The 13,599-nt window shown below is 52.4% G+C and carries 17 protein-coding genes; 15 read left to right on the top strand and 2 right to left on the bottom strand.

Going from position 1 to position 13,599, the window contains the following annotated elements:
* Window positions 1-28: 28 nt before the first annotated feature.
* The 7 genes from FE781_RS02715 to FE781_RS02685 all read left to right on the top strand — a co-directional run bounded on the left by FE781_RS02715 (window position 29) and on the right by FE781_RS02685 (window position 3,999).
* Window positions 29-811, top strand: coding sequence for a sulfite exporter TauE/SafE family protein (locus FE781_RS02715; RefSeq protein ID WP_138788084.1), 783 nt, complete (start codon window positions 29-31; stop codon window positions 809-811).
* A gap of 32 nt (window positions 812-843) precedes the next feature.
* Window positions 844-1,164, top strand: coding sequence for a rhodanese-like domain-containing protein (locus FE781_RS02710; protein ID WP_138788083.1), 321 nt, complete (start codon window positions 844-846; stop codon window positions 1,162-1,164).
* 26 nt (window positions 1,165-1,190) lie between these two features.
* Window positions 1,191-1,769 carry a sulfurtransferase TusA family protein gene (locus FE781_RS02705; RefSeq protein WP_138788082.1) on the top strand — a complete coding sequence of 193 codons (579 nt, stop codon included), beginning with the start codon at window positions 1,191-1,193 and terminating at the stop codon, window positions 1,767-1,769.
* A gap of 22 nt (window positions 1,770-1,791) precedes the next feature.
* Entirely contained in the window at window positions 1,792-2,931 is a 1,140-nt protein-coding gene (locus FE781_RS02700; protein WP_138788081.1) for an MBL fold metallo-hydrolase, read from the top strand.
* Between the two features lie 23 nt (window positions 2,932-2,954).
* Window positions 2,955-3,179: a sulfurtransferase TusA family protein gene (locus FE781_RS02695; protein WP_138788080.1), complete on the top strand. Its 225-nt coding sequence runs from the start codon at window positions 2,955-2,957 to the stop codon at window positions 3,177-3,179.
* 6 nt (window positions 3,180-3,185) lie between these two features.
* Window positions 3,186-3,665, top strand: coding sequence for a DsrE/DsrF/DrsH-like family protein (locus FE781_RS02690; protein ID WP_138788079.1), 480 nt, complete (start codon window positions 3,186-3,188; stop codon window positions 3,663-3,665).
* Between the two features lie 67 nt (window positions 3,666-3,732).
* Window positions 3,733-3,999, top strand: coding sequence for a metal-sensitive transcriptional regulator (locus tag FE781_RS02685; RefSeq protein WP_138788078.1), 267 nt, complete (start codon window positions 3,733-3,735; stop codon window positions 3,997-3,999).
* 17 nt (window positions 4,000-4,016) lie between these two features.
* On the opposite strand, the gene FE781_RS17610 is transcribed toward FE781_RS02685, so the two are convergent.
* Window positions 4,017-4,226, bottom strand: a complete 210-nt coding sequence (locus tag FE781_RS17610) for a hypothetical protein (protein WP_211346284.1) — start codon at window positions 4,224-4,226, stop codon at window positions 4,017-4,019.
* A 359-nt stretch (window positions 4,227-4,585) separates the two neighbouring features.
* On the opposite strand from FE781_RS17610, the gene FE781_RS02670 reads away from it, so the two are divergent.
* Window positions 4,586-4,816 (top strand): alpha/beta fold hydrolase, encoded by a 231-nt coding sequence (locus FE781_RS02670; RefSeq protein WP_138788077.1) that lies wholly within the window; start codon window positions 4,586-4,588, stop codon window positions 4,814-4,816.
* Window positions 4,817-5,163: 347 nt separating this feature from the next.
* On the opposite strand, the gene FE781_RS02665 is transcribed toward FE781_RS02670, so the two are convergent.
* Entirely contained in the window at window positions 5,164-5,469 is a 306-nt protein-coding gene (locus tag FE781_RS02665; protein WP_138788076.1) for a hypothetical protein, read from the bottom strand.
* A gap of 220 nt (window positions 5,470-5,689) precedes the next feature.
* On the opposite strand from FE781_RS02665, the gene FE781_RS02660 reads away from it, so the two are divergent.
* The 7 genes from FE781_RS02660 (at window position 5,690) to FE781_RS02625 (ending at window position 13,577) form a co-directional block, all read left to right on the top strand.
* Window positions 5,690-6,529: a nucleotidyltransferase domain-containing protein gene (locus FE781_RS02660; RefSeq protein ID WP_170209399.1), complete on the top strand. Its 840-nt coding sequence runs from the start codon at window positions 5,690-5,692 to the stop codon at window positions 6,527-6,529.
* 337 nt (window positions 6,530-6,866) lie between these two features.
* Window positions 6,867-8,714: a cache domain-containing sensor histidine kinase gene (locus tag FE781_RS02650; RefSeq protein WP_246068003.1), complete on the top strand. Its 1,848-nt coding sequence runs from the start codon at window positions 6,867-6,869 to the stop codon at window positions 8,712-8,714.
* Window positions 8,692-9,480 (top strand): response regulator transcription factor, encoded by a 789-nt coding sequence (locus tag FE781_RS02645; RefSeq protein ID WP_138788074.1) that lies wholly within the window; start codon window positions 8,692-8,694, stop codon window positions 9,478-9,480. Before FE781_RS02650 ends, FE781_RS02645 begins: the two co-directional genes overlap by 23 nt.
* A 290-nt stretch (window positions 9,481-9,770) precedes the next feature.
* Window positions 9,771-10,937 carry an ABC transporter substrate-binding protein gene (locus tag FE781_RS02640; protein ID WP_138788073.1) on the top strand — a complete coding sequence of 389 codons (1,167 nt, stop codon included), beginning with the start codon at window positions 9,771-9,773 and terminating at the stop codon, window positions 10,935-10,937.
* Between the two features lie 58 nt (window positions 10,938-10,995).
* Window positions 10,996-11,709, top strand: a complete 714-nt coding sequence (locus FE781_RS02635) for a hypothetical protein (RefSeq protein ID WP_138788072.1) — start codon at window positions 10,996-10,998, stop codon at window positions 11,707-11,709.
* Window positions 11,710-11,824: 115 nt separating this feature from the next.
* Window positions 11,825-12,697, top strand: a complete 873-nt coding sequence (locus FE781_RS02630; RefSeq protein ID WP_138788121.1) for a carbohydrate ABC transporter permease — start codon at window positions 11,825-11,827, stop codon at window positions 12,695-12,697.
* Entirely contained in the window at window positions 12,687-13,577 is an 891-nt protein-coding gene (locus FE781_RS02625; protein ID WP_246068002.1) for a carbohydrate ABC transporter permease, read from the top strand. The genes FE781_RS02630 and FE781_RS02625 overlap by 11 nt, the downstream gene beginning before the upstream one ends.
* Window positions 13,578-13,599: the final 22 nt, after the last annotated feature.

Here is a 13,599-nt window from a genome sequence, read left to right as displayed (position 1 = left end):
ATGTAAATGAAAGGGGGAAGGGGGGACTATGGAAACCGACTTGGGTTGGATCGTCACTTTATTCGTTATTGGCTTCATCGGCTCCTGGATTTCGGGTATGGTCGGCATTGGCGGTTCCATTATCAAATACCCCATGCTGCTCTATATTCCCCCTTTGCTCGGATATGCGGCGTTTACCGCACAGGAGGTATCCGCAGTAAGCGCGGTGCAAGTGTTTTTCGCAACGTTGGCCGGCATGTTTGCTTACCGCAGAGACGGCTTCATCAACAAGAAACTAGTGCTGGCGATGGGGATTCCCATGATCGCAGGCAGTTTTGCCGGGGGGTACGGATCGAAGTTTCTGCCCGACTCTGCGATTAACTTGACCTACGCCATCATGGCGCTTGTTGCGGCCGTTATGATGTTCGTTCCCAAAAAAGAAACGGACAAGGCGGACTATTCCCATGTAAGCTTCAACGCAACCGTTGCGGCAACCGCCGCCATCGTCGGTTTATTGTCGGGCATCGTGGGCGCGGCCGGCGCATTTCTTACAGTGCCGATCCTGTTGGTCGTGTTGAAGATTCCGACCCGCGTGGCCATCGCTTCATCGCTGGCGATTACGTTTCTTTCTTCGATTGGCACGGCGGTCGGGAAAGTAATAGGAGGCCACTTGCCGCTGATTCCTTCCCTGGTGATGGTTATCGCTAGCGTCATCGGTTCTTCTCTGGGGGCTGCGGCAGGCATGAAAATAAAGGTGAACGTGTTGCAATGGATTCTCGCCTCTTTGATTACGGCGACGGTTATCAAGATTTGGATGGACATTTTTACGTAACGACACGATTGCGCAACGAGGGGTGACGAACAATGGCCGGCATCTATTCGAAAGACATTCTTCCCCATGACGTGCAAAAGCGGCTCGAACGGGGGGAGGTTTTAAGTCTGCTGGATGTGCGCGAGCAAGACGAGTGGGAGTCAGGCCATATACCCGGCGCCAGGCATATCCCGCTGGGCGCTCTCGGCTTCAGACACAAGGAACTCGATCCGCACAAGGAAACTATCGTTATCTGCCGAAGCGGCAACCGCAGCGGCTTGGCATGCGAATTTCTCGAGTCCATGGGATATAAGGTCTTCAATATGCAAGGCGGCATGTCCCGGTGGACCGGAGAGATCGCATACGGGAAATAAACAGAAACTCCTGGGAGGATATTCGGATGACGACTAATATTCAATCAAATCGCATTCTGGCGTGCGAAGGGCTGGCATGCCCGATGCCGGTCGTAAAAACAAAAAAAGCGATCGACGAGATGCAACCGGGTGAAGTGCTTGAAGTTCGGGCCACCGACAAAGGCTCCGTCGCGGATTTGCAGGGCTGGGCCAAACGAACCGGCCACCAATATATCGGCATCAAGGAAGGAAATGGGGTTTACCACCACTTCCTGCGGAAAGCGTCGGACTGCGAGAGCAAACCGGATATGAAATTTCCTCACGTCATGAGCAACGAGGAATTAAACGAAAAACTGGCTTCCGGCAGCGGCATCGTGGTGTTGGATGTGCGCGAACCGGCAGAATATGCCTTCGGACGAATTCCCGGCGCCATCTCCGTGCCGTTGGGACAACTGGAGGAAAAGCTGAGCCAGCTTGATCCCGCTCAAGAATATGCGGTTGTTTGCCGTACGGGAAACCGCAGTGATTTGGCTTGCCACCTTCTGGCCGAACGCGGATTTGCCCGAGTAAAAAATGTGGTGCCGGGCATGTCGCAATGGCCGGGAGTCACGGAAAGCGACAAATAAAACATGGAGAGGTGAACCCTAAATGGCAAGTGTACGGTCGATTACGGCAGAGGAACTTCACCGCTTGATTAATTCGGGCCAAGGCGTAACCATCCTCGACATAAGGAACGAAACGGACTATCGCGATTGGAAGATCGAAGGGAAACAAGTGACATCCGTCAACATTCCGTATTTCCTCTTCCTCGAAGAAGAGGAGCAATTGTACGCGCAAATTCCTGGCGATACGCCTACGGTCGTCGTATGCGCCAAGGGCGGATCTTCCGAATTTGTGGCGAACCTGTTGACGGAGCGAGGATACGACGCTTGCTCGCTGGAAGGCGGCATGCTGGCCTGGAGCCAGTTGTACCATCCAGTCACCGTGTACGAGGACGACAAATTGAAGATCATTCAAATCAATCGCTTGTCGAAAGGCTGTCTCTCCTACGCGGTAATTTCGCAAGGAAAAGGAATGATAATCGACCCGAGCCAGAAAGTGGACGTCTATCTCGATCTCGCCGAGCAACACGGTTTCCGGATCGAACACGTAGTCGATTCCCATCTTCACGCGGATCATATTTCTGGGGGTTCGCAGCTTGCCGACCGAACCGGCGCCACGTACTACATCTCTTCCGGAGAGGCGAAGGGGACAAACCTGAAATTCGAGCCGCTTGAGCGGCATCCCCGCATCCGCGTCGGAGAAATCAACGTGGAGGTGTTGGCCATCCCCACGCCGGGCCATACACCCGGATCAACTTCCTTTTTGATCGGCAACCGATTCCTCATGTCTGGGGATACGATTTTTGTCGGCGGTTTGGGAAGGCCCGATCTCGGCGGGAAAGCTCAAGAATGGGCGCTCGATCTGTACGATACCGTGTTTAACAAGCTGAACGGGATTCCGGACGATTGTCTGGTTCTGCCCGCCCACTATGCCGACATCAACGAAATCGGCGACAACGGCATTGTCGGAGCGGCGCTGGGCGAAATTCGCGAGAATAACGAAATCATGCGGAACGATAATCAAGATTCTTTCAGGGAGCATGTGGCTAGCGCGGTCTCCACGGAAAAACCGCCGAATTTCGAAGAGATTGTGGCGATCAACCGGGGCGAACTGCAGGTCGATGCGGAAAAAGCGATCGAGTTGGAGATTGGCCCGAACCGCTGCGCGGTACACCATCACGGTTAATCAAAGGAAGGAGATTGAAACTTATGGTTGATATTGTAGTGGATGCAAAAGGTCTTGCTTGTCCGATGCCGATCGTCAAAGCCAAAAAAGCGATGGATACGCTTCAATCCGGTCAAATTATGGAATGGCTAACCACCGACAAAGGCTCCATGAAGGATTTTCAGGCGTGGATCAAGCAAACCAACCATGAATTGCTCGAAGCCAAAGAAGGAAACGGCGTGTTTACGTTTATCGTGAAGAAAGGGTAAATGTTCATGAGCCAAAAAGAAAAAACCACGATCGTACTGTTTAGCGGAGATTTGGACAAAGCGATCGCTGCCTTTATCATCGCGAACGGCGCGGCCGCTTACGATCACGAAGTGACGATATTTTTTACCTTCTGGGGATTGAATACGCTGCGAAAAGACTCGCCCGTTCCCGTCAAAAAAGGGTTTCTTGAGAACATGTTCGGTAAAAGGATGCCTCGCGGCGCCAATAAATTGGGCCTCTCCAGAATGAATATGGCGGGAATCGGCCCGAAAATCATCAAGCATGTGATGAAGAAGCATAATGCGTTAAGCTTGCCTCAGTTGATTGAACTTGCTCAAGAGCAAGGAGTCAAGCTGGTGGCGTGCACGATGACGATGGATTTGCTCGGATTGCGGAAAGAAGAATTGATAGACGGGATCGATTATGCCGGCGTTGCAGCCTATTTGGGGGATGCCGCGGAGGCGAAAGTAAACTTATTTATTTAAACCCCGTTTCCCCCTCGGGTTTAGGTTATAATATGCCTATACGCGTATACGCAAATGGGGGAGAACGATGAAGATGAACTACGATGACGATGTAAAAAGAAGATTGCGCCGGGTGGAAGGACAAGTGCGCGGCGTGCTGAAGATGATGGAGGAACAGAAAAACTGCAAGGATGTGGTCAGCCAACTCTCGGCCGTGCGCAGTGCGGTGGACAAGGCGATTGCCTATATCGTTGCGGTGAATCTGGAGCAGTGCATTCTGGAAGAAAAAGAAGCCGGCAACGATACGAGCAAACTCGTGCAAGAGGCGGTGGAATTATTAATTAAAAGCAGGTAGTTGTTCGCTCTCGTGAACTATTTTGTAACCATCGCATGGGTTGTCATGGCAGGGTGGTTGCTGTACAGGCAATTCGACATGCTGATTCGGGCGCCAACCTTCAGCAGCATGTCGGGGTAGGCGTGGGACGTGTACTGGTAGCCTTGATCGCTGTGAACGATCAGTCCGGTCACGTCCTTATGCTTTTCAAATCCGATATGAAACGGAATCAGCTTCAATGGTGGCATATTTTCCAAACACTTTTTTAGCCTTTCATTATCCCGCTTTAGCTTCGCGACATACCGATCCTGATCCAGATATTCCTTGCGTCGTCCACGTTGATCCAGCAATCCAAACTTTCCAAGTTGATTGTATTTTCTCATCCACTTCTAGCCTAGTTCTTTTTTCTTTGTCGTGCGTCCCGCCGAGGCAGACGCAACGAGCCGGCGAGAGTATAATCATTAATAACAGCCTAAAAACCTATGCAGGGGGGACGAACCGCGGTTCTCATGGAAAGAGATGCAAAAAAATAACGGTACACTGTGAAATCGTCGGAGAGGGATTCTCTCTCGTTGTCCTGCACGCTTTAGGAGCCGATCATCGCTCGATGAAGGCATGGATGGAACCGGTCTTCGTACATCAGGCCGGTTGGCAGCGTATCTACATCGACATCCCGGCGCACGGGAGAAGCGGCATCCATGATTCAATAAAGACCACAGAGGATATGCTGGAAGCGATTCTTGGACGTATAGACGCCTTGCTCCCGGAAAAAAGGTTTGCTTTGGTCGGAAGCTTCACCGCATTAATCGAGAGGGTAAAAACGCCAAGCAACAAATAACCGATGAGTTTCCAATCTAGCCAATCCTCCTGGACAGAGCGACGCCGGTACAATACCACAAGAAGGGGCAACAATCCAAGAAATAAAATTGAAAGCTAGTATGACCGAAGCCCGCCGGCCAATTGCCGATACCCGTACAAGTAGTAGCCCGTAAAACGAACATGAGCGCCTCGCTCGAACTTATCCCGGTATGAATCATCAATAAAAATCAGAGATATATTCCCCGGTCCGTCACCCGTGCCGAAATTGCGATGAAGAATGTCCTGCCCGGCAGGATCCGTGACAACCCATCGATCGAGATGCCCGGATGTCGTAAATGAACCGTCAGGAGTGATGAAGGATGTCATTTAAAATTGCCCCGATTTCCGATTCGGGTACGATATGGCATTAAGCTGAATAAAGAAATCGCGTTCTCGCTTTCCTACTTTCTCAAATATAATCCTGGTGCCAAACTTGTCGTCAATAACCCGATTCAACTGCTTCTCTTCGCCGTTCCTCTCCGGTATCCATTCCGGTATCAGAAAAAATTCCGTTGAAATTTGCTCCTTGATTAACGATACCGTGTAACCTTCCTGATGAATAATACGGTCATACACAGCCTCGCTGCGATGATGGTAAGCCCATGCACCAGCGATTGCGACTTTCCACTTCAATACCGCCACCGCCTTTCAAGGGCCGTTCGTTATCTGCTCCAGGTGCTCATCCTATAAATGGAAGTTCCCAGCAATTATATTGTACGATCCCAACCTTTGGAAAAGTTGCGTTCTCCTCCCCGTTGCTACATTTTAGAAAACGGACGGTTCATCGTATAATCGTGATTAGAACTGATTTCGTATCTAAACGAGATGGGAAAAATCCATGAAGGAGGTCCAAATGATGACCTATCAATCCAGGCATGTTTTAAGAGACGAGAAATTGCCGCAAGTCAGGAGAGATTTGCTTGCGCGGATTATCGCCAAACTTAAATTACATAAAGCCATTGAAGGCATTTTTCTCGGGGGTTCGATTGCCTGCGATAATGAAGATTTATTTTCGGATATCGATTTGCGTATCGTTGTCTCCGAGGATCAGTTTGATGAATATGTCCGCAATAAACAACGACTGGCGTCCGAATTCGATGAGGTTTTATTTTTTGAAGAGATGAATCCGCTCGCATCCTATACGATTGCGCATTATGCCAATTTCATAAAGGTGGATCTGTTTATCTATACGTTTTTGCGTCTTCAACCTTCCATATGGCTTAAAGGCATCAAAATCGTGTTCGATCCTTCCGGAAGATTACAAGACCTTTTAAATTCGTCAGAGAAATTGACCTATCAAGTTTCCAAAGAAGAAGCCGAACAGTGGAGAGGAAAGGTTTTCGCCTATATTCATGAAGTGTACCGGAGAGTGTTGAGGGAGGAGTATTATTATGCACTGACCAGTATCAACTATTTGCGCTCGTTTATTGTGAACGGATGGAATATGGAGTCGGACCGACATTCCAATGCGGCTTGGGATTGGTCCAAGATTGAAGGAGCCCGCTCTCAATTGGAGCCCTGGCAATTATCGTTGTTGAGCAGTTGGATGTGCGGCCGGGATCAAGAGGAGATTATGAAAACCTTATATAGCATGATTCCGGAAATCAGAAGGCTTCACGGGGTATTGTGCGAAAAGACCGGTTTGGAACAAAATCAGGAGAAATTCGATCGAATCCTAAACCTGGTATTGTAAACTTCGGATTATAAAGGGGAAAATAAATGTGGTATAAGGAAATGCAGGTATGAAAATTTTGAGGGAGCATGGTGGCTTTATCAGGAAGTTTATGCTACATAAGCTGGTTTTGAACTGCGTGTTTTATTCGACTGCCCGCTTTCCGAAATGAGAATTATAGCTGAAAACGTATGGATTGACGAGCTCGATGAAAAGCAGCCTCAGCAGCGATAAACCTTTAACGCCGCACTCTTGCGGCGTCTTTTTATTGGCAACTGACAGAAATAAGAGTATCTTAATAATATTCAGAATAAGATTCGGACAAAACGGACGGTTGTTCACGAGGAGCGAGTGAGTGGTGAACCGGAAATGGTTTATCGGATTGGCCCGCGATCGGATGCGGAGGCTCAGCTTGCGCACGAAAATCTCGCTGATTTTTTTCGTGCTGATCGCTTTGCCTCTCGGTCTGCAAGGCAGTATCACTTATTACGATTATTCCGATTCAGTCGAGAGGCGGGCAGCCGACTACGCTGTACAGATCGTCGATCAGATCAATTTGAATGTGGATCGCACGCTGATGGAGATGCAAAGGCTTTCATTGATGCCGCTGTACGACCAGAAGGTGTTGGATATTTTGCTCCAGTATTCGCGCCCGCAATCGCGGACGTTAAGGCCGACGACCGAGGAGATGGAAAAAATGTCGTTGTACATTTCCGGTTCCGCTTACAACAGGCCGGAAGTGCGCGGCATTCAGATCATCGCCAACAACGGCTATGTTTTCTCCAATGTTGATCCTAACGTCATCCGGTTTTACGTCGATTACACGAGAGAAAGTTGGTTCGAGCGCGTCCGGGAAGGCGACGGCGGCTGGGTGGCGATACCCGCGCACCGTCCTTCTTATTACATGGACGGAGACGGACAGGATTATTTTTCGGTCGCCCGGCTTCTCCGGGAGCCGCTGACGAACGAACGGATCGGCCTGATTAAGATCGATTTGAAACGCAGCGTGTTCGAACGCATATTGGCGAACCTGAAATTCGAAAACGAGGGCAGTCTGTTCGTGGTTAACGCCGACAACGAACTCTTTTTCGAAATGACTGCGGATGCCGGAGTACCCGACAAAATGTGGTTGGAAGCTTCGTCCGACTTGCCGGACGGCAATGATGTGCGCCGAGTGGAAATCGGCGGCCAGCGATATCTGCGGGTGATAGACGCCTCCGCTTATTCGGGTCTGAAAGTGGTTCGTTTTATCCCGTTGGACGTGTTGCTGGAGGAGACGAAGAACTTGCGTGATTTTACGGTCTGGATTGCTGTGATCTGTCTGGCTCTGGCGTATGTGATGGCTTTGTATTTCTCCCACAAATTAAGCCGTCCGCTGGTTCGGTTGAAGAAAACGATGCTGCGGGTGGAGCAGGGACATTTCTCGGAGAGCGTCCCTGTCGAATCGCAGGATGAAATCGGTCAGTTAGGCCGGGGCTTTAACCGGATGATGGAGGAAATCAACCGGCTGGTCAACGAGGTGTATTTGCTCGGACTGAGAGAGAAAGAAGCGGAACTGGCGGCGTTGCAAAGTCGAATTCATCCGCATTTTATCTATAACACCTTGGAATCGATCAACATGCTGGCGATCGAGCGGCAAAACCACGATGTTTCCGATATGGTCACGGCGCTCGGAAAGCTGTTGCGGTACACGGTCGATCGCTACGACAGGCTCGTAAGGTTGGAAGAGGAATTGACATCGGTGCAATCGTACGTAAAAATCCAACAATTGCGTTACGGTGATCGGCTGCGGGTCATTTTCGACGTGGAGGAAGGTTTGAGCAATGTTTGGGTCCCGAAGCTGTTGTTTCAGCCTTTGGTCGAAAATGCGATTCAACACGGCATCGGCGACCGCGAGAGCGGCGGGACGGTCTGGATATCCGGCGTCCGTTTCGAAGATCAATTGATCTTGACCGTTAGCGATGACGGGCGGGGCTTAAACGAACAGGAAATCGGGAATTTGCGCCGCTCTCTGGAGGTTCCTCAGCCTGAAGGCGACGGACGGGGCGGACTTGCGCTGCGTAATATCGCTCAGCGCATCCGGCTGATGTACGGAGAACCGTACGGCCTCGATATCGACGGAAGCCCCGGGAGAGGGGCTGTCTTCACGATTACACTGCCGATCGAGCGGAGGGGACGTGAACATGTACCATCTGTTGTTGGTTGAAGACGAGGACGTAATCCGGCGCGGCATCCGCAGTCTGGTCGCTCAAGTGAGCAAAGAGTTTGTGGTGGCCGGAGAGGCGGCTCACGGACGGGAAGCGCTCGATTATTTGGATCGTGAATTACCCGATGCGGTGCTGACGGATATTCGCATGCGCGAAATGGACGGTTTGCAGTTGATCGGCAAAATCAGGGAACGGTATGCCGACATACCGATAGCCGTGATTAGCGGATACGGTGATTTTTCGTACGCGCAGCAGGCGATGCGTTACGGGGTAACCGACTACCTGCTTAAACCGATCGACCGCGTCGATCTGGCGACAGCCTTGCAGAAAATCCAAACCGTGGTGGAACGGCAGAAAGCCCAGCCTTATGTTGCGGGACCGGACACGGCCGCAAAGCCGGATAGCGGGGACTCGCCTGGAAGCGGCGTAACCCGCCGTCTGATCCGCAAAGTGCAACAGTATATCCATGCGCATCCCGAAGGCGATTTGCGGCTGCGAGTGCTCGCCGATCTCGCTCACGTCAATCCCGCGTATTTGAGTCAGCTTTTTAAAGCGGAGACGAATATGAACGTATCCGATTATATTGCGGCTGTCCGCATGGAGCGGGCGAAATATTTGCTGGGCCATACGGAACTGAGAGTGTACGACGTGGCCCGCCTGTCGGGGTATCAAAGCCCGAAACATTTTATGCTGGTGTTCAAGCAACAAGTCGGATGCACGCCAAGCGAATACCGGGAGCGCGCCGATTCGAAGCACAAGTTCTAAAAATATCGTACCAAACCTAAATGCCCGGACATTTTTGAACCGTCCGTCTCCCTCTTATACTGGACTTGTCGGGAAATCATCACACAAATCATCTTGCAGGAGGGGTTACGGATGAAAGAAACACGGACAGCCGCATCCGGGAAAGCGCTAACAAATCGGCTTCGCCAACCGTTGACCGCAGGGATCGTTCTTTCTCTGGCGCGCTGGCCGCAGCGTGCGGGGGCACGGCAACGGAATCGGGTTCAAGCAGTCCGTCCGGCGTCGCCAATGAAAACGTGGAATTGAAACTCATGACCTGGGGAAACCAGGCTCATCTGGATCTGTACAAGTCGCTTCTGGATCAATTCAAACAGTCTCATCCGAACATTACCGTTACGCTCGAATCGGTGCCGTATCCGGATTACCAGCAAAAGGTTTCCGTGCTGGCGGCGGGCAAGGAATTGCCTGACATCGCCTGGGCGGCGGAGCGGATGATTCCGCAGTTTATGGCAAACGGCATCTTGGCGGACGTATCCGACGTAGGGGGAGACGCGGCATTCCAAATGGACGATTTCATTCCGTCGACGCTCGATTTGTTCCGCAAAGACGGGAAACTGTACGGTCTGCCGTTTTCCACACCGCCCAGCGTTATGTTCTACAATCAAGATTTGTTCGAAAAAGCGGGTTTGCGGTCGCCGAACGAACTGGCCAAAGAGGGCAAGTGGACATGGGAAGAATTCGAGAAAGCGGCGAAGACGATCTCCAGCGGTTCGGGAGCAAATAAAGTGTATGGGGCCAACTTCTTCCGCGATTGGAAGACCTGGATTCTCCTCTCGTCGTATTCCTGGTCGTATGGCAGCGGCCCGTTCGATAAAGAGATGACCAAGTTCACATGGAACGACCCGTACGGAATCGCGACGATTGAAATGCTGCAGCGCATGATGTTTGCCGATCAGTCGCATCCGAAAGCAGGTGAGCAAGTCAGCTTCGAATCGGGCAAAATCGGAATGTTTTTCGATGTCTACAGTTACGTTTCCAAGGCGCGGACGATTACGGATTTCAAATGGAATATCGCCCCGATGCCGTCGGGCCCTCAAGGTTCCGTACCGATGTTGGGACAGGCGGGGTATGTGATATTCAAGGAAACGAAGCATCCCAAAGAGGCGAGGGAACTGCTCAAGTTTCTTGCCGGACAGCAAGGCATTCAGGCGACGTCCACCTTCTTCGTGCCGCCGCGCAAGACCGTGCTTAATTCCGATTCGTTCCTGAAGCAGCCGGGCAATCCCGCGCCGGAATTCATCAAGCAAGCGGTGATCGACGAGATGCCGAAGGCGCGGCTGCAGCCGGGACATGTGCAGTGGCAAAAAATCGACACCGAAATTCTGGCGGGCTTCGATCAATTGTTCGGCCAACTGGCCACTCCGGAACAAATTATGAAGACGTTGGAAGCGAAAGTGAATCCATTGTTGCAAAAATAACCAGAAGCGGCAGGTGACGGTTCGGCAACGAGCCGTTGCTTTGTCAGGAGGGATCGTTATGAACCGCTTTCGCGCATCTCTGCAAACCAAACCGCTCCAATTGTTCGTCAGCCTGCCGGCCAATGACCCGGCGCTCGCCAAGGCGGCGCTTGCCGAAGGGGCGGACGGACTAAAAGCGCATATCAACGTCGATCACCGCGCCAGCGGCCGGGCGTTTGGTCCGTTGGAACATGGCGAAACCGCGATCCGGGAAATTCGTTCCCTGTTCGACGGGCCGTTCGGCATCGTTCCCGGCGGTTCGCTCACCGATGTGAAACCTGAGGAGATCGACCGTCTCGCGGAGATCGGTATTGATTTTTACTCGATTTACGGCCACCATATGCCTGCGTTTCTGGTCAGGGACAGCCGGTTGGCGCGCACGTTCGCCGTTGACGCCGCCTTCGACATTCGCCTGGCTAATGCCGCCCGACCGCTCGGCATGGAGGCTGTGGAGGCGTCGGTCGTGCCGGGCGGCGAATACGGGACGCCTCTTTCCTTTGCCGATTTGCTCAAATACCGGACATTGGCCAACGTCTCCGAACTACCGTTGATCGTTCCGTCGCAGCGGCGTCTGGAACCGGAAGACGTGCCATCGCTGGCGGACTGCGGAGCGAGGGTGATCCTGATCGGCGCCGTTGTAACGGGAACCGGAGAAGATGGCATCCGGCGAGCGGTTTCCCGGTTCCGGGAAGCGATCGACCGGCTGGGAGGGAAGACCGATGGCGCGCGTTAACGCCGCGGCGGCAACCCGTGCGGACTCCGGTTTGGCGATTAAGGACGTCGATTCCGGCGTCAAAACTTCCGTTCCTGCGCCGGAAGCTTCCCCCAAACGCCGAAGAAGAAGCCCGATGTCTCGCGAGGCGAACATCGCCGGCTGGTTGTTCGTAAGCCCCATGGTGCTCGGATTTGCCGTGCTGCTGATCGCTCCGATGGTAATGGCCTTTTATATGAGTTTTACTGATTGGCCGCTGCTCGGCGAAGCGAAGTTCGTCGGGTTGGACAACTACCGGTCGCTTTTGGCCGATCCGGCGTTCTGGAACGTATTGGGGAACACCTTTTATTTTGCAGCCGGGCTGGTTCCTCTGAACATCGCGCTTGCGCTGGGGCTTGCCCTGCTGCTGGCGAAAAACAAGCCGGGTATGGGCGTGTTCCGCACCGCGATTTTCGTGCCGGTCGTTACGTCGCTGATTGTCTGGTCGATCGTCTGGAAGTACATGTTTGCCACGGATTCCGGATTTATCAATCAGATTCTGCAACTGCTCGGGATACAGGGCCCCGCGTGGTTGTATCATCCGAAGTTGGCGATGCCGGCGGTCATCGTAACCAGCGTGCTGAAAAACGTCGGTCTTAACATGGTGCTGTTTATCACCGCCTTGCAGCAGGTACCGTCCCATCTTTACGAATCGGCGCGCATCGACGGGGCCGGGCGGCCCAGAATGTTTTTCTCCGTGACGGTCCCGATGATTACGCCAACGATCTTTCTGACTGCGGTGATGACCGTAATCGGCTCCATGAAGGTATTCGGGCAAATCTACGTCATGACCCAGGGCGGCCCTGGCAACAGCACGAAGGTGCTCGTCTATTATATATGGGAAAAAGCATTTAAACTGTTTGAATTTGGATACGCTTCGGCGTTGGCCTTTATTCTGTTTTTCTTGATCCTGTTGTTTACGCTGGCGCAATGGCATCTGAGGAAAAGGTGGGTGTTCTATGAAAGCTAGCATGTTCGCTAACGCCGGGGGCGTCGGCCCGGCCGGGCGTTCGTTCCGGTTGTCCCCGCGGCCCGTTGCGGTTTTGCATTACTTCACGCTGACGGTCGTGTCCGCCGTTATGCTGATGCCGTTTCTGTGGATGATTTCGACGTCGCTCAAGGAACCCGCCAAAATCTTCGTGTTCCCGCCGGAATTGATCCCGTCGCCGGTGCGATGGGCCAATTACACGGAAGTGCTGACGACGATACCGTTCCAACTGTTTTATTGGAACAGCCTGTATATCGCCGCGGCCGTTACCGTGGGTACGGTGTTCTTCGCCTCTCTGGCCGGTTATGCGTTCGCCCGCATCCCGTTTGTCGGGAGCAGCGCCGTTTTTCTGCTGTTGCTCAGCACCATGATGATTCCGACGGAAGCGACGGCGATTCCGATGTTTCTGTTCATGCGCGAGATCGGCTGGATCAATACGCATTGGCCGTTGATCGTACTCCCGATTTTCGGCGCCGGAGGCGTATTCGGAGTGTTTGTGATGCGGCAATTTTTCCTTGGGACGCCGAAAGAGCTAGAAGAAGCGGCGATGATCGACGGATGTTCGCGGTTCAGAATTTACTGGAGCATGATGTTGCCTCTGGCCAAGCCGGCTGCGGCGACGCTGACCGTTTTCACTTTTTTGACCAGTTGGAACGACTTTTTCGACCCTCTTATTTTCATCAACGACCGTAAGCTGATGACGCTGCCGCTCGCGTTATCCTTGTTCACCGACGAAGCGGGCACGGCTTGGCATCATCTTATGAGTGCTTCCGTTATGGCGACGCTGCCGTTGTTGATCGTGTTTTTCCTGGCGCAGCGCCAGTTTATCGAAGGGATGGCCATGACCGGCATCAAGGAGTAAAGCGCGGTCCATCCGGAGGAGG

This window comes from Paenibacillus thermoaerophilus, assembly GCF_005938195.1.
Classification (GTDB): domain Bacteria; phylum Bacillota; class Bacilli; order Paenibacillales; family Reconciliibacillaceae; genus Paenibacillus_W; species Paenibacillus_W thermoaerophilus.
The sequence above is the reverse complement of the archived record's forward strand: the minus strand, read 5'-3'. Positions and strand labels throughout refer to the sequence as shown.

What these genes read in the sequence shown, in the direction of transcription:
- FE781_RS02715 (WP_138788084.1), top strand. Translation starts at nt 29, where the DNA reads ATGGAAACCGACTTGGGTTGGATCGTCACTTTATTCGTTATTGGCTTC.
- FE781_RS02710 (WP_138788083.1), top strand. Translation starts at nt 844, where the DNA reads ATGGCCGGCATCTATTCGAAAGACATTCTTCCCCATGACGTGCAAAAG.
- FE781_RS02705 (WP_138788082.1), top strand. Translation starts at nt 1,191, where the DNA reads ATGACGACTAATATTCAATCAAATCGCATTCTGGCGTGCGAAGGGCTG.
- FE781_RS02700 (WP_138788081.1), top strand. Translation starts at nt 1,792, where the DNA reads ATGGCAAGTGTACGGTCGATTACGGCAGAGGAACTTCACCGCTTGATT.
- FE781_RS02695 (WP_138788080.1), top strand. Translation starts at nt 2,955, where the DNA reads ATGGTTGATATTGTAGTGGATGCAAAAGGTCTTGCTTGTCCGATGCCG.
- FE781_RS02690 (WP_138788079.1), top strand. Translation starts at nt 3,186, where the DNA reads ATGAGCCAAAAAGAAAAAACCACGATCGTACTGTTTAGCGGAGATTTG.
- FE781_RS02685 (WP_138788078.1), top strand. Translation starts at nt 3,733, where the DNA reads ATGAAGATGAACTACGATGACGATGTAAAAAGAAGATTGCGCCGGGTG.
- FE781_RS17610 (WP_211346284.1), bottom strand. Translation starts at nt 4,226, where the DNA reads ATGCCACCATTGAAGCTGATTCCGTTTCATATCGGATTTGAAAAGCAT.
- FE781_RS02670 (WP_138788077.1), top strand. Translation starts at nt 4,586, where the DNA reads ATGAAGGCATGGATGGAACCGGTCTTCGTACATCAGGCCGGTTGGCAG.
- FE781_RS02660 (WP_170209399.1), top strand. Translation starts at nt 5,690, where the DNA reads ATGATGACCTATCAATCCAGGCATGTTTTAAGAGACGAGAAATTGCCG.
- FE781_RS02645 (WP_138788074.1), top strand. Translation starts at nt 8,692, where the DNA reads ATGTACCATCTGTTGTTGGTTGAAGACGAGGACGTAATCCGGCGCGGC.
- FE781_RS02640 (WP_138788073.1), top strand. Translation starts at nt 9,771, where the DNA reads ATGACCTGGGGAAACCAGGCTCATCTGGATCTGTACAAGTCGCTTCTG.
- FE781_RS02635 (WP_138788072.1), top strand. Translation starts at nt 10,996, where the DNA reads ATGAACCGCTTTCGCGCATCTCTGCAAACCAAACCGCTCCAATTGTTC.
- FE781_RS02630 (WP_138788121.1), top strand. Translation starts at nt 11,825, where the DNA reads ATGTCTCGCGAGGCGAACATCGCCGGCTGGTTGTTCGTAAGCCCCATG.
- FE781_RS02625 (WP_246068002.1), top strand. Translation starts at nt 12,687, where the DNA reads ATGAAAGCTAGCATGTTCGCTAACGCCGGGGGCGTCGGCCCGGCCGGG.